Source organism: Nostoc sp. PCC 7107 (assembly GCF_000316625.1).
GTDB lineage: Bacteria > Cyanobacteriota > Cyanobacteriia > Cyanobacteriales > Nostocaceae > Nostoc_B.
Window position 1 is genome coordinate 1,233,230 of record NC_019676.1, and the last position, 20,770, is coordinate 1,253,999.

Here is a 20,770-nt window from a genome sequence, read left to right on the forward strand (position 1 = left end):
GGAAATTATAAATATGTCTAGCCAACAACTTGACGAATTCAACCGTCATCTCTTGGAAAAATGTCCTATTGGTCTGGTACTGTGGCGCACAGATGGAACTTTGATTGACATCAATCCTGTCTATGCAGCTATTTTGGGGCGAACTGTTACAGAAACTCTCCACCTTAACTACTGGCAAATTATTTCTCAAAACTACGTTACTACCCAGCAAACCATCATCGAAAACCTCGAAAAAACTGGTTGTTACAGATCTGATGAACAAGAGTACATTCATAGAGATGGGCATTTGGTTGCAGTTAAAATCTCCGCGGTGATGATTGAACAGCAGGGGGAAAAGCTAATCTGGTCGAGTGTCGAGGATATTAGCGACCTAAGACAAGCCCAACAAGAACGCCAACAATCGGAAAAAATCTTAAAAAGGAGCGAAGCGCGATATCGTTCTCTGGTGAAAACTAACACGCAAATTATCTGGGTGAGTACACCAGAAGGAATTTGCTTTGAACTCGCCGACTGGATAGCTTACACAGGGCAAACTTTAGCGGAAGCTGAGAATGGAGGCTGGATTGATGCCGTTCATCCTGACGATCGCGGCTATACCGGAGAAGCTTGGGGTATTGCGGTTGCTAACCTGAGTCAATATCAAATTGAATACCGCATACGCGGCAAAGATGGCAACTATCGTTATTTTTGGGTTTGGGGCGCACCCGTAGTTGAAGATGATGGTAATGTGCGAGAGTGGATTGGTACTTGTACAGATATTCACGATCGCAAACTGACAGAAGCTGAAAATCAAAGATTAAAAGAAAGATATCGCTCCTTAGTCACTGCTACATCCCAACTGGTGTGGGGCGCAACCCCAGAAGGAATGGCAATCGGTAGTGAAATGCTCACCTGGATAGCTTATACAGGGCAGAGTGAAGCTGAGGTTGAGGGTTGGGGCTGGATTGAAGCAGTTCACCCCGATGATCGCGATCGCTCTGCAAAAGTTTGGAATGCAGCAGTGGCAAACCGCAGTATCTACCAAACAGAATATCAGTTGCGGCGTAAAGATGGCATCTACCGCTATTTCTCAGTTTGTGGCACTCCGGTTTTAGCCGCAGATGGTAGTATCCGGGAATGGATTGGCACTTGCACCGATATTCACGATCGCAAACTCACCGAAGCAGAAAATCAACGTTTATTTGATATGTTGAATCATTCTGGTGATGCCATCATTGTCCGCGATATGACCGATAAAATCTCCTACTGGAATCAAGGCGCGGAAAGACTTTATCATTGGACGCGTGAGGAAGTTAAAGACCGATACATTTACACATTTCTCAAAAAAATATTTCCCAAACCCAAAGCAGAAATCACTGCTGAGTTATTACAGCAAGGTAATTGGGAAGGCGAAGTCCAACATATAACCCATGATGACAAACTGATTACTGTCCAGAGCCGATGGACACTACAACGGGATGCGTCTGGTGAACCTTGTGCGGTATTGGAAATTAATACTGATATTACTGCTCGTAAACAAGCCGAAATTGCTCTACGCCAACTCAATCAAGAACTGGAAGCCAGAGTCGCCGAACGGACAGCAGCGGTCAAAGATACCCTTGCTGAAGCCCAAGGGTTAAATGCGATTTTGGATAACTTAGCAGATGGTTTGTTAGTAGTGGATATGTCAGGACAAATTACCCACTTCAATCCGGCTTTTTTAGCGATGCAGGGATTGAGACCTACAGATCTCAAAGGCAACTATCAGGAATTACCAATTCCAGGTTTAACACATCTAATTGAACAAACTCAATCCCATCCTCAAGAGGCATTTGCCGCCGAAATTGCCTTGGTAAAGGAACGCATTGGTCAGGCTGTGGCGACCGCTATCTTTAAACAAACAACACCTGAAGAACCTGCTACCTGCTTTGGTTCAGCACTTCTAATTCGGGATGTGACAGCAGAAAAAGAAGTTGACAAAATGAAGACCGACTTCATTTCCACAGTTTCCCACGAACTGCGGACACCATTAACTTCGGTACTAGGATTTGCCTCCATTATTAAAGAAAAGCTGGAAACCGATGTTTTCCCGATGGTGATTACCGAAGACCGCAAGTTGCAAAAAACGATTAAGCGGGTGGGTGACAATTTAAATATTATTGTGTCAGAAGCAGAACGGCTGACATCCTTGATTAACGATGTTTTAGACATTGCCAAAATGGAAGCCGGGAAGGTGGAATGGCAAATGCAACCACTTGATCCTAGTGAGTTACTAGATTGGGCTACGACTTCTACCGCCGGGTTGTTTGAAACCAATTGCCTGCAACTAGTCAGCGAGATAGAACCGGGAGTACCGCAAATAGTAGGAGATCGCAATCGTCTATTACAAGTCCTGATCAACTTGATTTCTAATGCGGTGAAATTCACTCAATCCGGGACTGTTACCTGTCGTGTCAAACAACAGAACGACGGTGTATGTATCAGCGTCATTGATACAGGTATCGGTATTGCCCCCGAAGACCAGCCCAAAGTCTTCGAGAAATTCCGCCAAGTTGGCGACACCCTCACCGATAAACCCAAAGGTACAGGGTTGGGATTGCCCATTTGCAAACAAATTGTTGAACATCATGGTGGCAGAATCTGGGTAGAAAGTGAACCAGGTAAAGGCAGCGTCTTCTCATTTCTGATTCCTATATATGCCAAGGACGACAAAAGTAATGGACAAATCAATTTAGATGCCTTGGTTAAGCAACTCAAAGAACACGTCATCACCACCAACAAAGTACTTTACGAAAACCGTAAAACCATTCTAGTAGTCGATGATGATGCCAATATTCGAGAATTATTGCGGCAGCAATTAGAAAACGAAGGCTACAAAGTTCGAGAAGCAAAAGACGGTATGGATGCAATTCATCAAATCAAAATCGCCCGTCCTGATTTGATTCTCTTAGATGTGATGATGCCCCAAATCAACGGCTTTGATGTGGCCGCAGTTCTCAAAAATGACCCCAACACAGCAGATATTCCGATTATCATTCTGTCAATTATTGAAAACAAAGAACGCGGCTATCACATTGGCATCGATCGCTATCTCACCAAGCCCATCAATATAGAACAACTCCGTAATGAAATTGGTTCACTACTTTCTCAAGGTACTTCTAGCAAAAAAGTATTGGTGGTTGATAAAAATGCCTCAACCTTAAAAACCTTATCAGATGTACTGCAAACTCAAGGCTACAGCGTGATCGAAGCCTCCGATCCGCAAGAATGTATTAACAAAGCCCGTTCAGCTAAACCTGACATGATCATTATTGATTCCATCTTTTCCAATGAAACCGATCTGGTGAAAACACTCCGGTTTGAAAAAGAGTTAGAAAATGTATTTTTTATCATGCTGTCTGATCGGTAATATTAACAAGGCAGAAGGATGAAATTTCAACTTCATCCTTCATACTTTTATTTGATGACTTTTACAAATAATTTTAAAAATCCCAGCGGATGACTATATGACGCAAAAAATTCTCATTGTTGATGATGAACCGAACATCGTAATTTTGTTAGAACAAGCTTTAGAAGCATTAGAAGATGAAGGTGTAGAACTTCTAACTGCGAGAAATGGAGAAGAAGCACTGGAAACTATTAAAACTGAAAAACCAAACCTAGTTTTTCTTGATGTAATGATGCCAAGAATGAATGGTTTGGAAGTTTGTCAGATAGTGAAACATGATCTCAAAATGAATGAAGTTTATATTGTGATGTTGACAGCAAAAGGACAGGAATTTGATAAACAGAAAGGAATTGAAGTTGGTGCTGACTTATATCTAACTAAACCTTTTCGCCCGAAAGAAGTACTGGAAAAATCAATGCAGGTATTAGGATTTTGAATAAAAACTGACTACCGCTATATCTCTCAATTCTCACAAGCGATCGCTCATAGCGTTTGTTTTAAGCGATCGCCACTCTCAAAACAAACCCATCATACCCCACATATCGCCTGTGAATTTACTTGATGATGCTCCTGACTTTTCACGGGATCTGAAAAACCTCTCCCCTACAACTTTCTACGGTGTACACACAAGTCCGATCAACCTTGCTTCATAACGTTTTGATCCCCCCTAACCCCCCTTAAAAAGGGGGGAATATATTCAAAGTCCCCCTTCAAAAGGGGGATTTAGGGGGATCAAACCACATTTTGCACCCAGCACAAATATGTGTGTACACCGTAGACAGCTTCATCACACCATCATTCGACCTCAGAACTAGAAGATTCTCGTTTGAAACAGGAACATTCTCGTTTAAAACAAGAATACTTTAGTTTGAAACAGAAACATTCTCGTTTAGAACAAGAACGTTCTCACTGGAAACAAGAATACTTTAGTTGGAAACAGGAACATTCTCGTTTGCAACACGAAAGTTCGGGTTCTGAACATGAAACTTTGTGTTCAAAACAGGAAACTTGGAGATAAAAGCTTGATTGATGAGGTTGGGAAGGTAAATTTTCGTGTTCTCGTTAGAGAGAATCGCGTAAAATTGCTAAATTCTCACGCACAGCCACAGTATTAGGGTGATTCGCGCCTAAACTTTGCTCCACAATATTCAAAGCTTGGAGAAACAAGAGTTCGGCTTGGTCGTACTTTCCTTGGGAATAGTAGAGTGATGCCAAGTTGTTGAGGCTGGTGGCGATATCGGGATGATTGTCTCCCAGCAGGCGTTTATCGAGTTCTAAAGCTTGGAGTAAAAGGGGTTCGGCTTGGTCGTACTTTCCTTGGGATTTGTAGAGTCCTGCCAAGTTGTGGAGGCTTTGGGCGAAATGGGGATGATTTTCTCCCAGCAGGCGTTTATAGAGTTCTAAAGCTTGGAGATACAGGGGTTCGGCTTGGTCGTACCTTCCTTGGGATTCGTAGAGATATGCCAAGTTGTTGAGGCTGGTGGCGACATGGGGATGATTGTCTCCCAGCAGGCGTTGCCTGAGTTCTAAAGCTTGGAGTAAAAGGGGTTCGGCTTGGTCGTACTTTCCTTGGGATTCGTAGAGATATGCCAAGTTGTGGAGGCTGGTGGCGACTGAGGGATGATTGTTTCCCAGCAGGCGTTGCCTGAGTTCTAAAGCTTGGAGAAACAGGGGTTCGGCTTGGTCATACTTTCCTTGGGATTTGTAGAGTAATGCCAAGTTGTTGAGGCTCATGGCGACATGGGGATGATTGTCTCCCAGCAGGCGTTTATCGAGCTCTAAAGCTTGGAGTAAAAGGGGTTCGGCTTGGTCGTACTTTCCTTGGGAATAGTAGAGATATGCCAAGTTGTGGAGGCTAGTGGCGACTGAGGGATGATTGTCTCCCAGCAGGCGTTTATAGAGTTCTAAAGCTTGGAGATGCAGAGGTTCGGCTTGGTGATACTTTCCTTGGGATTCGTAGAGTGCAGCCAAGTTGTTGAGGCTTAGGGCGACTGAGGAATGATTGTCTCCCAGCAGGCGTTTATAGAGTTCTAAAGCTTGGAGATACAGGGATTCGGCTTGGTCGTACTTTCCTTGGGATTGGTAGAGAAATGCTAAGTTGTTGAGGCTGGTGGCGACATCGGGATGATTGTCTCCCAAGAGGTTTTGTACTGTTGATAAACACTTTGCTCTCCAAGGTTCGGCTTGGGTATATAACCCTTGTCCTTGATAGAAGCGACTCAAGCCGACGAAAGGCCAAATTAAATCTTCATCACTGACGTATTGAATGAGATTGTTTGCTACTTCAGCTATATGTGGTATGGCAAGGGAAACAGCGTTAATTTCCTCAAGGGTAGGAGTCTCAGGAATTTCTTGAGCAACTGCTACCATTACCTGACAAAACGATCGCTTAAATTCCTCTGCTTGCTCTAAACCTGTAAACTTAGATTGGAAAAATTCCCGCAGTAGGGGATGTAGTTGATAGATTCCTTCACCTTTGCGCTGGAGTAAATGCAGATTCAATAATTTATCATCCCGAATTTCCTCTAACTCATCTTCATCTTTCTCTGTTAAGCACTGTTCTACTAAGTTCCAGGGTATGGGTGCGGTTGCAAATAAACTGAGTACACAGCCTAATAAATTATCATCCTCTGCTAATTCCTGCCAACTTAACTCAAAGGCGGCTTTTATTCCCCGTTGTGCTGTCATATCGGCTTCTGGGTTGACAGTTGCAGGTTGTTCTAGTCGCTTTTGCTTTAATCGTCCCATCATTTTCAATAGGGACAAATCTTGTTTTTTCGCTAAATATCGCCCCACCAACTCTAAACCCAAAGGTAAATACCCCAGCCATTCACACAATTGATTGGCTACATCTAATTCTCTCTCAATTCGCCCTGGTGTTTCTGCCAACAAAGACCGTAACAACTCCAACGCTGCATCTGGTTGTAATACATCTAAAGATAATTGCTTGATGGCTGCACCTAACTTTTTGCGCGTAGTCATCAACACTTTAAACCTGAAAGATGCGCCCTGTAGGTAAGGTCTTATTTCCTGGTAATCTGTCACATCATCCACCACCAGCAGCACATCACCCTCACGCCAATTCCGCCAGCAGTATTGTACTTGTGCCGGTAAATCAAATTCTTCTGGTGGCTTTAAATCAAGCTGAGTTCTGGCAAACCGCACCACTTGAACGCTAAAATCCTCAACTTTCGCCTGTAACCAGCACAGTCCACCTTTGTAGTTTTCGCGCTGAGTCATGGCATATTGCAAGGCGAGTTCTGTTTTACCCAGTCCACCCATTCCCAAAATAGCCGCAATGGCTACACTTCGACTACGCTCAGTCAGCACTTGGTTATTTTCCTGCAAAAGTTGATGGAGGTTTTGCAGTTCTTCATCACGTCCCACAAATTTCACCACTCCACTCAGGGGTAAATTTTGCGGTATTTCAGGTTTTGACTTTACCCGTTCCTGTTCGGGCGGCTGTAGTCAGTTGTATGTGTTGTGCTGTTCCCCAATTGTGATTTGTTGGGCAACCATTGCCCCTTTTTCAGCTTGGATACTTTCTGCTAACTTGGCAAAGTTATTAACAATCGATGGCTGCGCTTGAATTTCTGCGGCTAATTTTTGAATTTCCTCAGCCTTGGGGGATTTATCTTGATTGATTGTGGCTTCTACTTCCCGTACTGATTGAGCAATTTCGGTATCTGTATCAGCTGCGGCTTTCAACTCCAACACCGCTTTACCATAATCTAACGCCTGCTGTGTGTTTTCTTGTGACGTATTCGCTAACAAGGGCAGCTTATTTTTCTGGCGTAGCTTGGCGATTAACTCGTTACTTTTTTCTAATGCTGCTTCTCCCAGCTTTTCGCCTGTTTTTTCTAAAGCCTTAGTTAAAACTATAGTAGCGATCGCAGTTCCTACGGCTGTTAAGGTTACTGGTTCCATAACTTAACAATAATATTCCGAGATTATACTGATTTTTCCTCAGCATAACAGTTTCTCAACAGAAAAAAAATCACAAATTACATAGCGGTTCTCAGTTGAATTTACCACTGTTTTGACCTCATGACTCTGGGAATTAAGCGAAGAAACACCAATTCCGGGATTCAATCGCTTTTTGTCCGTGATCCTGGTAGAAACAGAATAGAAATTGCCGAGTTTACCAAGGAATAACTTGTGTCTGATTTAATTAACAAACAAATCTTGCTTAAAAGCCGCCCTGTCGGTGAACCAAAAGAAACTGATTTCGCTTTAGTCGAAGCGCCAATTGCGGAACCCGGTGAAGGCGAAGTTCTCAGTCGGACAATTTATTTATCTCTCGACCCTTATATGCGTGGTTTGATTAGCGAGGGTGAATCTTATGCAGCAAATGTGGAATTAAATTCAGTAGTTGTTGGCGGGACAGTTAGCCAAGTTATTCAATCAAATCATCCACAATTTCAAGCTGGAGATTTTGTCCTGAGTGGGAACGGTTGGCAAACGTATGCAGTAGCTAAGGGCGAGACACTGCGGAAACTTGATCCCAACCAAGCACCTTTATCTTATAGTTTGGGTGTGTTAGGTATGCCTGGACTAACTGCTTACGCGGCGCTGTTAGATATCGGTCAGCCCAAAGCAGGCGAAACCGTCGTAGTTTCTGCCGCTTCTGGGGCTGTGGGTGCAGTTGCTGGGCAAATTGCCAAAATCAAAGGTTGTCGAGTCATTGGCATTGTTGGCAGTGATGACAAGCGAGATTATATAGTCAAAGAATTAGGCTTTGATGTGGGAATTAATCGCAAAACTGAAGAACTGAATGCAGCGTTAAAAGCAGCTGCGCCTGATGGAATTGACGTTTATTTTGATAATACCGCCGGGGTGATATTAGAAACTGTGTTGCAGCAAATCAACCTGGGGGCGCGGATTCCTTTAGTTGGGTTAATTTCAGAATATAATGCCACATCTGCGCCTCCTGGCCCTAATTTAAGACCTCTGTTAATTAAACGTGCTTTAATCAAAGGTTTTTTAGTTAGTGATTACCAACACCGCGCTAATGAATTTGTCAGCGACGTTGCGGGTTGGTTAAAATCTGGTCAACTTAAATATCAAGAAGATGTTGTAGTTGGTTTAGAGAATGCGCCCCGTGCTTTTATTGGTTTATTGCGAGGGGAAAACTTTGGCAAGCTAGTTGTCAAAGTCAGTGAAGAGTCAACCGCCGTTTAAGTTGGTGCATAAGGTAGAATAACAGCGATTGCACCAGAAAATAACTTCTTGTGAATGAAAATCCCGTTACTAGCCGCTGTTACTCAAAACCGCATACTCTGGGCTGTTTTGCTCATCAGTACAGCGCTAATTATTACTTTAGCGCTGTCACTTTCTCAAGGCGCAGTACCTCTAAGTTTTTCACAATTGTGGGCAGCAATTCTGCATCAAGGCGACCCCACTAACCAAACTATTATCTGGGATTTGCGACTTCCCCGCATTATCGCTGCTGTAATTGTGGGTGCAGCTTTGGGAATGTCTGGCGCACTACTGCAAGGAATGTTACGCAACAGTCTAGCTGACCCTTTTATTTTGGGAATTTCCGCAGGTGCAGGATTAATTGTAATTTTAATGATTACTTTGCACGTCTTCCCCATTGCTATTCCCTTAGCTGCGTGGCTGGGTGCAATTTTGACCTCAGCCATAGTGATTTTTCTCGGTCGTGCAGGTTCGGGAATTTCCATTGAACGGTTGATTTTAGGCGGTGTGGCGGTCAGTTCTTTATTAGGTGCAGTGCAAAGTACATTACTGTTACTCGCCGAAGACGGTCAAATTCAAGTGGCGTTGAGTTGGTTGGTGGGTAGTTTGAACGCCAGAGGCTGGAAAGAAATTACCACAGCGGGGCCTTATATTATGGTGGCGTTGTTGGGCGGATGTTTGCTGGCGCGGTCGGTGAATGTGCTGGCGTTGGGAGATGATTTAGCCGTGGGCTTGGGTGTATCATTAACGCGATCGCGTTTATTAATTGGTGGTGTGGCAACTTTACTCGCCGCCGGTGCTGTTAGCATCAGTGGTTTGATTGGCTTTGTTGGTTTGATAGTACCCCACGGAGTCCGGTTACTAGTAGGTACAGACCACCGCTTTGTTTTACCATTGTCAGCCCTGGCGGGCGCATGGTTACTCACCTTTGCAGATTTACTTTCTAGATTAGGCGCAGTAGAACTACCAGTTGGTTCTGTGACTGCTTTGTTAGGTTCACCTTTATTTATCTGGTTGCTTTATCGTCGTTCATCTGGATTAGGTAAGTCTTAATTTTAGTAAGACAAATCTTTCTTCCAGCCTCTTTTTTCTAAAAACTATGATGTACACACGAGTTGCTTAATTAGCAATGTAATAACGTCGCTTCACATTATTAATGTATTGAGTTACATTGTTAATGTGTCGTCTCACACTATTAATGTATTGAGTTACATTGTTAATGCGGCGCTTCACATTATTAATGTATCGACTGTAAGAATTAATTTGTCTTATTGAGTAGCAATTTTTAAAGTTTGTGTATACGGTAGTTAAAGAGAAGTCAAATCTAATTTCTCAAATACGTCTTTCTTAAAATGCCTTTAGAACTGCAAAATCTCACTGGTGGTTATACCGCAGAACCAATTGTGCAGAATATTAACCTCACCTTGCAAACAGGAGAATGGTTAAGTTTAGTTGGTGCTAATGGTTCTGGTAAATCAACGTTACTCAAATTATTAAGTCGAATTCTAGCACCACAACAAGGAATTGTCTTACTTGACGGTAAAGCAATTCATTCTCAACCGCCAAATGTAGTAGCGCAAAAGTTGGCACTGTTACCACAACAACAAACTGTACCAATAGGCTTAAATGTCAGACAATTAGTAAGTTTAGGACGTACACCGCATCAACCTTGGTGGCAATGGGAATTAACAGCACAAGATTGGCAAAAAGTTGATGCAGCAATTCAAAAAACCCAATTAGAAAATAAGTGCGATCGCCCAGTTGAACAACTATCAGGAGGTGAAAGACAACGCGCCTTTTTAGCTCTGGCATTGGCACAAGAACCAAAGGTTTTATTATTAGATGAACCAACAACTTATCTAGATATTAATTATCAATTGCAATTATTAGAACTATTAAAAGATTTAAATCAACAACAGGAATTAACAATAGTCACAGTGTTACATGAATTAAATTTAGCTGCACGATATAGTTCCCGAATTGCCTTATTAAAACAAGGAAAACTTTGGGGAGTTGGCACACCAAAAGAAGTGTTAACACCACAGGCGATCGCGCAAGTTTTTGACGTGGAAGCTGTGATTATTCAAACACCCGTTGGTTTACAAGTTTGTGCCATTTCTGCCATATAAATTTAAATATGTTTCAGGCTAATAAATAAACTTATATACCCGACTTTTTAAAGAAGCCGGGTATATGGTTATTCACACACAATTTAACTAACTTTAATCTAATACGGTTCAGTTAAGCAGAAAAGTAGGTTGGGTGGAGCGATCGCTCCACCCAAAAAAGTCTTGAGGATGTTGGGTTTTGTTCCTCAACCCAACCTACGCCAGAATTGGTTTTTAGTCTTAACTGAACGGTATTGAACTTTAATCTTCAATTGGTGCATTAGGAACTTTGGCATCAATATCAACTTGAGTCAAGTTAGGCATTAACCAATCAATATCACCTGCTTTCAAAACATTGGCAGGGGTCACATTAAATTCAACAACACCTGTTTCTGAATTAATTTTTGCAACTAATTGAGTACCATCTACAACTTTAATAGCTAAAGGTTCTGTTAAGCCTTCAATATCACCAAGTAATTTAGTGCCAACTGGTAGATAAACACCATCACAATCCCAATCATGATCTGTAACTTGAGCATTACCCAAAAAATAGAGAGTATTACCTTGCGCTATTTTTTTGGGTTTATGTCCATAGACAGCAAGCGTTTTACCTGTTTCATTACGACACTGCGCCCAACTTCTTGCTGTTTCTAAAATATATTTTTGTAATTTCAAATCACCTAATTTCCGTTCAATTTCTTCTGGTGTATATTGCGAGTCAGCCGGAGTTTCTTTTAATTTCACCAGGTTATCAATTGCTTGGGTAACTTCGGTATAATCAGTACTTTGTGTCAGATTTGGTTTACTAGCCCAAGAAGGTGGAGCGATGACTAAATTTACTAAAAGTACTAAAGTAACAAGAGCAATGCGGAATAGTTTCATGATATTTATCCTCTTGAGTGTACAAACTTTTTTAATGAACATTGATAACTAAATTTACCAGTCAATGTTGGCAGATGTTTCTATCTGTGTATTGATGCCATACAGTTTGACTAATCCCATCAACACTAAACAGCTAACTGCTAAAGCAATGGGAGGCAATGAAGCGCTATCTAAAATAATAAATACTCCTAAACCAATTAACACAAAGGGAACAATATTATTGCCATATTGAGAAATTAAATTACAAATAGCAGGTTGGCAAGTAAGTTTATATGTTCCATAACACCAAACACCAACTAGTGCTAAAAATACTGCAATAATGATGAGTAAATTAGATAAATCTGCATTCGCAAATAATGGCATATAAATACTGATGTTATCACTACCATTGCCAATAGTAATAGCAGCAACACTAAAAGATTGAGGAGATAATAAGCCAGCGAAGGGTGAAGATTTAGTTAGTTCTTGCTCTGGTTCTGTTGTTGAAGAAGTATCTTTATCTTGATTTAATAGACGATTTAAACCAATAGCGATGGGCGCAAAACCTAGAAAACCCATCCAATGAGATGGCAAAATTAAACCACCTAAAAACCCAGCTAAACTAGCAATTACCAGTGTACTAAAACCAATATATTGACCAATCACAATGTGCCGCCGACAGAAGTTTGCATTCACTTGCGAAAATAACAGCGTTAGGATGACTAAATCATCTAAGTTTGTCGCGGTAAAAGCTGTTATTCCAGTAGGAATTCCCGATATGATTCCATTCATTTATATCTCTCCTTTATCTACAAATTGAGATGGTGTCTGTTGTGCTTGATTGATGTCTGCAAATACTGGGTAAGTTGCTACTTTGTTAAGTGTGGAGTTGTAGCCTTGAAAGTTAATTGAGTTGCTGAAGCAATTCAAATATGTGATTGTATGATAATGCTGGTTATATTTTCGAGTGGCAGAGTCAAGATTTTAGTCTAGAACAGGATCGAGATATTTAAAATTTAGACTCTCACTATTGATAATTCATGATTATCGACGAATGTATTGATCAATAACTTTGGCATTATCGACAATTGATTTATCGTGTTTACTGGCTTGGTTAACAGGTGCGACTTTAGGAAATTTATTGTTAATTTGTACAATCAGTCCTGGTGCTAAGGCGATTTGATTATCTTTAATTTCTTTGTCAGTAGCTGCTAAATTTACTTTCATTTCTCGCAGCATTTGCTGTTGTTCTTTGACGATTTGAGTTAGTTCAGCGATTTGTTGCGAGTGCAATGTATCTAACTTTTCATGAAGTAATTCAATGTTTTGTCCGGCGCGTAAGTTTACTTGATGGTCAATTTCAGCATTTCGGCGGTCAGTATCAGACTGACGGTTTTGACTCATCAAAACTATGGGTGCTGTGTAAGCTGAAGCGAATGAAAATACTAAATTGAGCATAATGAATGGCGACTCATCCCAATGAGGAATTCCTGGTGCTAAGTTCATTCCCACCCATCCAGCTAAAATGGTACTTTGACAAATCAGAAATTTCCAAGAACCTACCTGAGATGCAAGTTTATCAGCCAGGTATTGGCCGCGAGTTAATTCTTCAGGTGTAATTTGTTTTGGCTCTGATTTTTGTCTAACTACTGGCTTCATAATTTACTTCTGTGGGTGATTGCTGACTGTGTTTTTGTCTATGGGTTTAATTTATGCTGTTCTTCTGATAAGTACAAATATTATTTTCTTTTAAATTGATAAATTTAAGTGATTAATACAGCTACATACCCAAAAGTACTTAGATGACGTTTGAGCGATCGCACTCCAACCGCATCTGTTCGTGTAATATGAGTTAGCTTTGCCGTCTCACCAATAACTGTTATGAGTCAACTGACATCTAAAGATTGGATTATCATCCAACAACGACTCACACCATACTTGTTTTTGCTACCTGCTTTAGTGCTGTTGGGGTTAACTGTGTTTTGGCCTGCATTACAAGCCTTTTACCTCAGTTTCACTAGCTACGAAGATATTTCTCAACCGCCACAGTTGATAGGTTTTACTAATTTCCTGCGTTTGTGGAAGGATGCAGTTTTTTGGAAAACTTTAGAAAATACTTTTCTTTATCTGGTAGGTGTAGTACCAATTTTGGTGATTGCTCCTTTGGGGTTAGCAATTTTGGTTAATCAAAAATTGCGGGGAGTTAGTTGGTTTAGAGCCGCATATTACACACCAGTGGTAATTTCAATGGTAGTCGCAGGTATAGCCTGGAAATGGTTGTACGCAGAAAACGGTTTACTTAATCAATGGCTGAAAACTTTGGGAATTTTCCCCGAAGGAATTCCTTGGCTCACCAGTCCAGATAAAATTTTGGGGATTGTTCCAATTTCTCTCGCCAGTGTGATGGCTGTGACTATTTGGAAGGGATTAGGCTATTACATGGTAATTTATTTAGCTGGGTTACAATCCATCCCCGCTGATGTGTATGAAGCCGCAGCTATTGATGGCTCAGATGGTATTCGCAAACATTGGGATATTACAATACCTTTGATGAGACCTTATTTAGCTTTAGTAGCAGTAATTTCAGCTATTTCTGCCACTAAAGTTTTTGAGGAAGTTTATATTATGACCCAAGGCGGCCCACTCGATAGTTCTAAAACTATTGTTTATTATTTATACGAACAAGCTTTTAGTAATTTAGATATTAGCTATGCTTGCACAATTGGGTTGATATTATTTTTAATAATTTTAGGACTGTCGGTTTTACGCTTAAGTCTTAATCAAGAAGGCGGAGATTCTATTGTCTAGAAAACTTATATGATTTATTTATCTACGTGCGATCGCACTTCATCCTAATTTATCAGCAAATAAGCTAAGTTCTATACTACTGTTGTGATTATTCTCACCTTGTTGTCAAATTTACTGGGTAACTGTTTCACTGAGTCAGTGATGATTCTTTGACTTGCTCATATAATTTATTTTTTATCCTCACCACAGCAAATATAGGGTTGAATAAATATTTATCAAGTTTATCAAAAGTGTTTAACCTGCAACTTTCAAACGGCAGATTGTTAGTTAGACTTTAAACGCTATTATTGAAGTTTATTAAACCTATTATGCACTGGTTATTATCTGGGCCGTTGACTGTTGAAAAATTAACGGTTAAGATTGCGGGCTTACCTGCGTCGTTACAAGGTAAGAAGTTGGTGCAGATGTCTGATTTTCATTATGATGGTGTGGCTTTGTCTGATGAGATGTTAGAAAAGGCGATCGCATTTAGCAACCAACTAAAACCAGATATAGTAATCCTCACAGGTGATTATGTTACAAATAGTCCGCAACCAATTCATCAACTAGTTTTAAGATTAAAGCAATTGCAAGCTCAAGCTGGTATTTATGCCATACTCGGTAATCATGATATATATTACCGAAATTCAAAAACAGAAATTACCAAAGCTTTAACTAACATTGGTGTAAGTGTTTTATGGAATGAAATCGTTTATCCTTTTGGTCAAGAATTAGCACTAGTGGGACTCGCAGATCGTTATTCACCAGAATTTAATCCTGCGCTAGTAATGGCGCAACTAGACCCAAATATACCCCGAATTGTGCTATCTCATAACCCTGATACAGCGGAAATATTACAAGCATGGCGGGTAGATTTGCAGTTATCTGGTCATAGTCATGGTGGTCAAATCGTGATTCCCGGTTTAGGGGCGGTGATAGCTTATCGCAAAAAAATAGTCCAAAAAATTCCCTACAAAATCCGGCGTTACTTTCCACTGTTAAGCCGAGAAAATTATGTCCTCCGTCATTGGGAATGGGCGCAGGGTTTACATCGTGTAGGAAGCAATCTGCTATATGTCAATCGTGGTTTAGGAACTTATTCCCCAGGAAGGCTATTTTGTCCGCCAGAAGTGACATTGATTACCCTACAAAAAGAATAAATTGTGATTAAATTTTTACTATTTTTTAAGATGGTTTTTGTTATTTGATAAGCTGTAAACGCTGCTATGAGGAGTGTTTCTGCACTATGCACTGGTTGTTTACGGGACGTTTAAGTGTAGATAAAATAACGGTTAAGATTGCCGGACTGCCGCAATCTTTAGCAGGTACAACATTAGTACAGTTATCAGATTTTCACTATGATGGAATGCGCCTTTCAGAAGAAATGTTGCAAGAAGCGATCGCAGTTACTAATGAAGTAGAACCTGATTTAATTGTCTTAACTGGTGATTACGTCACGGATGATCCTAGCCCAATTCATCAACTTGTGATGCGACTCAAACATCTGCAAAGTCGCTGCGGAATTTATGCTGTACTTGGTAATCATGACATCCATTACAATCATTCTCAAGCAGAAGTTACAAATGCTTTCGCTAGTATTAGCGTTCATGTGCTGTGGAATGAAATCGCCTATCCCCTGGGCGAAGAATTACCCATAGTTGGTTTAGCTGATTATTGGTCGCGGGAGTTTAATCCTGTACCCGTGATGCAGCAACTAGACCCGTTGACACCGCGGATTGTTCTTTCTCATAATCCTGATACTGCCAAGATATTAGAACAGTGGCGTGTTGATTTGCAGCTATCTGGTCATACGCATGGGGGTCATATTGTCATTCCCGGTTTTGGCCCGGCGGTTTTTTATTACAAGAAGTTACTCAAACAATTACCAAAAAAACTGCGGCGACAAGTGCCATTTTTATTTGATGATTGCTCTAAAGTAGTGAGATATTGGGAATGGGCGCAAGGATTTCACAAAGTAGCAAATAATCAGTTATATGTTAATCGTGGTTTAGGAACTTATCGACCAGGACGCTTATTTTGTCCACCAGAAGTTACGGTGATTACTCTAGTGAAGTCTGAAGTCTGAAGTCTGAAATAGATTCTGGGAATTGGCTCATAAGGTGACTACATCCTCAAAACTATTAACCGCCTAAGTTACGACCGATCAACATCAGTAACTACAGGCGGTTTATTAAACAATTTGCAATTGTTCGAGAAGATTTAAAAAACAGAAGAATTAACTCAAATAAGGTGGATAAATGCAATCGTTGTTCTCAAACTTCAACATCCTTGATTCTAAATAGGCAGGCATTTCTGGCTGTACGTTCAAAAACCTCCAATCAAATCAATAGAATTAAGGCGAAAACACTTCCATAGGATGTGATAGTTGAGTTGCGATCGCGTTGATCTTAGAGCGGGAGGCACAGGCTCTAATTTCAAGTTTTTTTGACTTCACTTAAACTTAACCTTTCTGTACCTTGACCTTAATCTAGCACGCTATTATTTGAGGTGGTAGATGTATTTACTAAATTTGAACACCGTTAATGTGTCGCAATATTCTAGGGAATTTTCTTAAGATTGTTGATGCTTTTTAATCACATTGATATTAAGTTTATTTAAGCAAAGCGACTGAAAGTCCCGGCTACACAGACAAAACCCACTTGCGTGGGTGGAATCGAAAATTATTTAACTGCTATCCATTGGGTAACAGGCGACATCACACGCCATCCGAGGAATTTACCAATAGGTTCTGCTCTTTGAATAGCAATTCGGGTAAAACTGCCGCCAACTTTTTCGTACCATTGAAATAAGGTTTGCTCACTTTCGATGGTGACGGCGTTCGCGACTAAACGACCACCTGGGGGTAGTGCTGACCAACAAATATCAAATAATCCAGCTGCTGTAACTCCACCACCAATAAAAATAGCGTCTGGTGTGGGTAAGCCTGGCAAAGCTGATGGTGATTGTCCGGCGATAATTTCTAGGTTGGGTGTACCCAAAGCTGTGGCATTATCGGCAATATATTGCAGTCTAGATGAATTTTGTTCAATGGCGATCGCTCGACATCGAGGATGGCTTCGCATCCATTCAATGGAAATTGAACCACAACCCGCGCCGACATCCCACAAAAGTTCTCCTGGTAGGGGTGCTAGGGTTGATAAAGTAATTGCTCTGACTTCTCGTTTGGTTAATTGTCCATCATGATGATAGGCATGATCTGGCAATCCTGGTAATCTGGGTAAGGCTGTAACTCCAACATCAGCAATACAATCAACGGCGATGGTATTCAAGTCAGCAATTTCTGTTTCACTCCAAAAGGCGGCTGTACTTGCAATTATCCGTTCGTGAATTCCGCCGATACGTTCCAAGACAATCATTTTACTCTCACCATAGCCACGACTTTTGAGGATTTCTGCCACAATTTGCGGGGTTTCCTTCCCAGCACTCAAAATTAATAACTTGGCTTGGGGATAAATATAAGACTGAAGCAAACTCGCAGGACGACCGCACAAACTTAACGTCTCTACGTCAGTTAATGACCATCCCAGTTTGGCGCAAGCGAGGCTAAAGGCTGAAGGTGCGGGGATAATTGTGATTTCTGAGATGGGAATATGTTTGGTTAAGGTGACACCAACGCCGTAACATAAAGGATCACCGCTGGCTAAGATGCAGATTTGCTGACCACGACGGCTAATAATTTCGGCGACTGATGCGCTAAAAGGAGAAGTCCAAGAAATTTTTTGGTGCTGGTCATCAGTGGGAAGCATGGCTAAATGCCTATCGCCTCCCATAATAACCTCAGCTTGAGCAATTATAGAACGGGCGATCGCACTTAAACCCTGTAACCCATCTTCGCCAATACCTATAATAGACAGCCATTTCAATGTTTTATTCTCCAGTCTCGATTCGAGAAACTTTCTTATACAAAAGAATACACAAAGTCACTACTAAACAAGCAACTTCCGCCAATAAAAATGCACCGACAGATGTTAGACCAATTTGTTTAATTAATAGTGAAACAATTGCCGTTCCGCCAGCACTACCACCAAAGTATAAACCTGTACCTAAGCCAGCCTGAGTTACGGGTAGTTTGCCTAGTGCGAAGGGAATCATACTGATCAACACTAAACTAAAACTCATCCCAAAAGCCAGAATTAAGGCGATCGCTAAAATATAATTATCGTTTAATACTGTTAACCCCATCAAACCTGTCATCGTTCCCAGACCCAGCAACATCGATTTATTTACACCTAAATCTGCTGTCCAGTCTCCTAAAGGTACAGATGCAATTGCTGAGACTAGCAGTATCTCAGAAGCGATAAATTCTACTTGCAATCCTGGGAGTTGAGTTTGTAATTTTTGGGGAAAAATGGCAAATAACAGGTTAACTTCAAATCCTGTAGCTAAACCGATAACAAAAATCAGGCTTAACAACACAGTTGGTGCAGTCGCAGATTTATCTTGATGATATATAGTTGGGACAAAACTATGTTTAGGAGTGAATATTTGCAAAATATATGCTCCCAAGACTAAAGCGATCGCGCCTAACATAAAGGTAATCGATGCACCTAGACTAGATAGTAAAATGTTAAATAATGGGGCGATCGCTCCCACTGTACCAAACACTAATACCAGGATGGCATTTGCTTGAGGTAATTCTGTGGCGGGGACAAACTGAGTTAAAAGTGCGATCGCCGGGCCACGAAATATAATCATAGCTATAACCCAAGCCGTCATCAGCACTGGAATAATCCAACGAATACCTGTGGGTAAATTGTAGTCAGCCAACAACGAAACACCGACAAACATTAACCCAGCTAACACCACCCCAACGCTAATCATCGGTAAACGACTACCCAAGCGCTGCTGAATGCGATCAGAAATTCCCCCATTCAAAGGTTCAAGAACTGCGGCGATTAACCCTTGTACTATTCCCAGCCAACCAGCTAATTCAAATAATTCTAGTTCTTGTAATATTTTTGGTTGATAAAAAGCATATACCATCCAACTGAGGATAATTGCTGCTAGTAAAGCCGCTAATCCCCAAACTTGTCGCCATAATATTTCCCGGCTGGTGTTGCAAGAGTTGACCATTCTTCTGCCTTAGACCCGTGGTGTGATTTTAAGACAAATTCTTCTATTTAAATCGCATTAAAAATTGCACAATTGGCAAACCGTAAAGTGCTTATCTTGTACAATTCATAACACCTAATTCATAAAAGGTAAGTAGGACTTAGTGATATTACTAATAATACTTTCGATAAAAAATTACCTTGACAGCACAACTTTTACCACTATGATTTTAGCGATTTCACTAATTTATAGATTCATTTAACGTTATTTATTGCACATCTTTTATATCCGTAATTGAGCTAAATAGTTTTTAAATTGTACATTTAACAAGATTTTTAGCTATTTTTGCTTTTAGATAGACGTTACCATATTAACTAATATATGTTATCTAACTTTGTATATAATCGATTGCTTAATCAGTGAGCCAACTTATATCAATAAAATCAATCTTATGCCAATTTGCATACTGGTATAGCAGTCAACTAATTTTGGATTTGGGGTTTTTTCCGCCCACCGGAGACGGGACATGAACCCAAAAAATCTAAAATCTAAAATTGGCACGGTCAAATGCAATTTTTGAAACATCCAATCACATTACTATATAGTCAGACACTTTCAATATTCTGAAAATGGATGGTGCGGAGGAACTATCCTTTAGAGGATGTTTTAAAAGTCCTCTCATTAGGAGCGAAACATTTCGCTTAATCTCCCTAAATCTCCTTTTTTAAGGTAGGGCTGTTTCATTCCACCAGGGCAAAGAGTTTGTCAATCTCATTAGAGAGAAATCTATGGGCAGTTGTGATGGAAAGATGACCATTGAGGCGAAGTATATTAATTGCGATCGCTCATAGAACAGAAAGATTAGCCGTGGCATTACCCAAATGTATAGTATAACTCCCCAACTTCTTTAATAGGTCGGGGATATTTTTGTACAAAAAAATATATTCTGCTAGAGAAAAGCAAAGATTGATTAAACTTAATATTTGTTATAAATTAGCAGCAATAGTTAAAACTTCCATGATGTATAAAGTGTCTTTTGCAATCAAGTTATATAAATCATTGACAGAGAATTTACATATTAAATAAAATACTGGCAGATGTAGATTATATCTAATAGCAAAAGTTACGTAAGAGTTTATTTATAAAGTAAAAAAATTCTTGTAGGGTGTGTTATGCGGATATTGTGAGCTAACTAATCACAAAAACTATCTGCGAGCGCCTAACGCACCATCATCACCTGGCGGTGCATTAGGCTGAAGCCATAACAGACCCTACTTAAGATTTACTTTATAAATCGGATCTAAATTATTTGCTG

16 protein-coding genes are annotated in these 20,770 nt (G+C 40.5%); 9 read left to right on the forward strand and 7 right to left on the reverse strand.

The features are described 5' to 3' along the window. Window positions 1-13 precede the first annotated feature (13 nt). The 3 genes from NOS7107_RS05285 (at window position 14) to NOS7107_RS05295 (ending at window position 4,445) form a co-directional block, all read left to right on the forward strand. Window positions 14-3,388, forward strand: a complete 3,375-nt coding sequence (locus NOS7107_RS05285) for a PAS domain S-box protein (RefSeq protein ID WP_015111952.1) — start codon at window positions 14-16, stop codon at window positions 3,386-3,388. Between the two features lie 97 nt (window positions 3,389-3,485). After that, window positions 3,486-3,863: a response regulator transcription factor gene (locus NOS7107_RS05290; protein WP_015111953.1), complete on the forward strand. Its 378-nt coding sequence runs from the start codon at window positions 3,486-3,488 to the stop codon at window positions 3,861-3,863. Window positions 3,864-4,253: 390 nt separating this feature from the next. Further along, the gene (locus NOS7107_RS05295; protein WP_044499702.1) at window positions 4,254-4,445 is read left to right on the forward strand and encodes a hypothetical protein; all 192 of its coding nucleotides are present in this window, start codon (window positions 4,254-4,256) and stop codon (window positions 4,443-4,445) included. Window positions 4,446-4,489: 44 nt separating this feature from the next. Here the strand turns inward: NOS7107_RS05295 and NOS7107_RS05300 are convergent, their stop codons facing one another. Together NOS7107_RS05300 and NOS7107_RS05305 are read right to left on the reverse strand one after the other, a co-directional pair. After that, window positions 4,490-6,826: a tetratricopeptide repeat protein gene (locus tag NOS7107_RS05300; protein ID WP_044499704.1), complete on the reverse strand. Its 2,337-nt coding sequence runs from the start codon at window positions 6,824-6,826 to the stop codon at window positions 4,490-4,492. Window positions 6,827-6,895: 69 nt separating this feature from the next. Continuing rightward, on the reverse strand, window positions 6,896-7,354 hold the full coding sequence (locus tag NOS7107_RS05305; protein ID WP_015111955.1) for a hypothetical protein: 459 nt from the start codon (window positions 7,352-7,354) through the stop codon (window positions 6,896-6,898). A 231-nt stretch (window positions 7,355-7,585) separates the two neighbouring features. On the opposite strand from NOS7107_RS05305, the gene NOS7107_RS05310 reads away from it, so the two are divergent. From NOS7107_RS05310 to NOS7107_RS05320, 3 genes are all read left to right on the forward strand, one after another. Beyond that, on the forward strand, window positions 7,586-8,608 hold the full coding sequence (locus NOS7107_RS05310) for an NADP-dependent oxidoreductase (RefSeq protein ID WP_015111956.1): 1,023 nt from the start codon (window positions 7,586-7,588) through the stop codon (window positions 8,606-8,608). A gap of 54 nt (window positions 8,609-8,662) precedes the next feature. Further along, complete coding sequence (locus NOS7107_RS05315; RefSeq protein WP_015111957.1) at window positions 8,663-9,679, forward strand: iron ABC transporter permease; 1,017 nt, start codon at window positions 8,663-8,665, stop codon at window positions 9,677-9,679. Window positions 9,680-9,978: 299 nt separating this feature from the next. Next, on the forward strand, window positions 9,979-10,755 hold the full coding sequence (locus NOS7107_RS05320) for an ABC transporter ATP-binding protein (protein ID WP_015111958.1): 777 nt from the start codon (window positions 9,979-9,981) through the stop codon (window positions 10,753-10,755). A gap of 240 nt (window positions 10,756-10,995) precedes the next feature. Here NOS7107_RS05320 and NOS7107_RS05325 read toward each other — a convergent pair whose 3' ends face one another. The 3 genes from NOS7107_RS05325 to NOS7107_RS05335 all read right to left on the reverse strand — a co-directional run bounded on the left by NOS7107_RS05325 (window position 10,996) and on the right by NOS7107_RS05335 (window position 13,254). Then, on the reverse strand, window positions 10,996-11,616 hold the full coding sequence (locus NOS7107_RS05325) for a hypothetical protein (protein WP_015111959.1): 621 nt from the start codon (window positions 11,614-11,616) through the stop codon (window positions 10,996-10,998). A 54-nt stretch (window positions 11,617-11,670) separates the two neighbouring features. Then, window positions 11,671-12,387 (reverse strand): cadmium resistance transporter, encoded by a 717-nt coding sequence (locus tag NOS7107_RS05330; protein ID WP_015111960.1) that lies wholly within the window; start codon window positions 12,385-12,387, stop codon window positions 11,671-11,673. Between the two features lie 252 nt (window positions 12,388-12,639). Next, a complete protein-coding gene (locus NOS7107_RS05335; RefSeq protein ID WP_015111961.1) occupies window positions 12,640-13,254 on the reverse strand; it encodes a DUF1003 domain-containing protein in 615 nt (204 codons plus the stop codon). A gap of 222 nt (window positions 13,255-13,476) precedes the next feature. Between NOS7107_RS05335 and NOS7107_RS05340 the strand changes: the two genes are divergently transcribed. From NOS7107_RS05340 to NOS7107_RS05350, 3 genes are all read left to right on the forward strand, one after another. After that, the gene (locus NOS7107_RS05340) at window positions 13,477-14,403 is read left to right on the forward strand and encodes a carbohydrate ABC transporter permease (protein ID WP_015111962.1); all 927 of its coding nucleotides are present in this window, start codon (window positions 13,477-13,479) and stop codon (window positions 14,401-14,403) included. 308 nt (window positions 14,404-14,711) lie between these two features. Continuing rightward, a complete protein-coding gene (locus NOS7107_RS05345; RefSeq protein WP_015111963.1) occupies window positions 14,712-15,542 on the forward strand; it encodes a metallophosphoesterase in 831 nt (276 codons plus the stop codon). Between the two features lie 86 nt (window positions 15,543-15,628). Further along, window positions 15,629-16,468 (forward strand): metallophosphoesterase, encoded by an 840-nt coding sequence (locus NOS7107_RS05350; protein ID WP_015111964.1) that lies wholly within the window; start codon window positions 15,629-15,631, stop codon window positions 16,466-16,468. Between the two features lie 595 nt (window positions 16,469-17,063). Here the strand turns inward: NOS7107_RS05350 and NOS7107_RS05355 are convergent. After that, window positions 17,064-18,266, reverse strand: coding sequence for a bifunctional cobalt-precorrin-7 (C(5))-methyltransferase/cobalt-precorrin-6B (C(15))-methyltransferase (locus NOS7107_RS05355; RefSeq protein WP_015111965.1), 1,203 nt, complete (start codon window positions 18,264-18,266; stop codon window positions 17,064-17,066). 4 nt (window positions 18,267-18,270) lie between these two features. Further along, on the reverse strand, window positions 18,271-19,476 hold the full coding sequence (locus NOS7107_RS05360; RefSeq protein ID WP_015111966.1) for an MFS transporter: 1,206 nt from the start codon (window positions 19,474-19,476) through the stop codon (window positions 18,271-18,273). Between the last annotated feature and the right edge of the window lie 1,294 nt (window positions 19,477-20,770).

Bases quoted from the DNA above. Each gene is read 5' to 3' on its own strand.
- NOS7107_RS05285 (WP_015111952.1), top strand. From the start codon at position 14: ATGTCTAGCCAACAACTTGACGAATTCAACCGTCATCTCTTGGAAAAA.
- NOS7107_RS05290 (WP_015111953.1), top strand. From the start codon at position 3,486: ATGACGCAAAAAATTCTCATTGTTGATGATGAACCGAACATCGTAATT.
- NOS7107_RS05305 (WP_015111955.1), bottom strand. From the start codon at position 7,354: ATGGAACCAGTAACCTTAACAGCCGTAGGAACTGCGATCGCTACTATA.
- NOS7107_RS05315 (WP_015111957.1), top strand. From the start codon at position 8,663: ATGAAAATCCCGTTACTAGCCGCTGTTACTCAAAACCGCATACTCTGG.
- NOS7107_RS05320 (WP_015111958.1), top strand. From the start codon at position 9,979: ATGCCTTTAGAACTGCAAAATCTCACTGGTGGTTATACCGCAGAACCA.
- NOS7107_RS05325 (WP_015111959.1), bottom strand. From the start codon at position 11,616: ATGAAACTATTCCGCATTGCTCTTGTTACTTTAGTACTTTTAGTAAAT.
- NOS7107_RS05330 (WP_015111960.1), bottom strand. From the start codon at position 12,387: ATGAATGGAATCATATCGGGAATTCCTACTGGAATAACAGCTTTTACC.
- NOS7107_RS05335 (WP_015111961.1), bottom strand. From the start codon at position 13,254: ATGAAGCCAGTAGTTAGACAAAAATCAGAGCCAAAACAAATTACACCT.
- NOS7107_RS05340 (WP_015111962.1), top strand. From the start codon at position 13,477: ATGAGTCAACTGACATCTAAAGATTGGATTATCATCCAACAACGACTC.
- NOS7107_RS05345 (WP_015111963.1), top strand. From the start codon at position 14,712: ATGCACTGGTTATTATCTGGGCCGTTGACTGTTGAAAAATTAACGGTT.
- NOS7107_RS05350 (WP_015111964.1), top strand. From the start codon at position 15,629: ATGCACTGGTTGTTTACGGGACGTTTAAGTGTAGATAAAATAACGGTT.
- NOS7107_RS05360 (WP_015111966.1), bottom strand. From the start codon at position 19,476: ATGGTCAACTCTTGCAACACCAGCCGGGAAATATTATGGCGACAAGTT.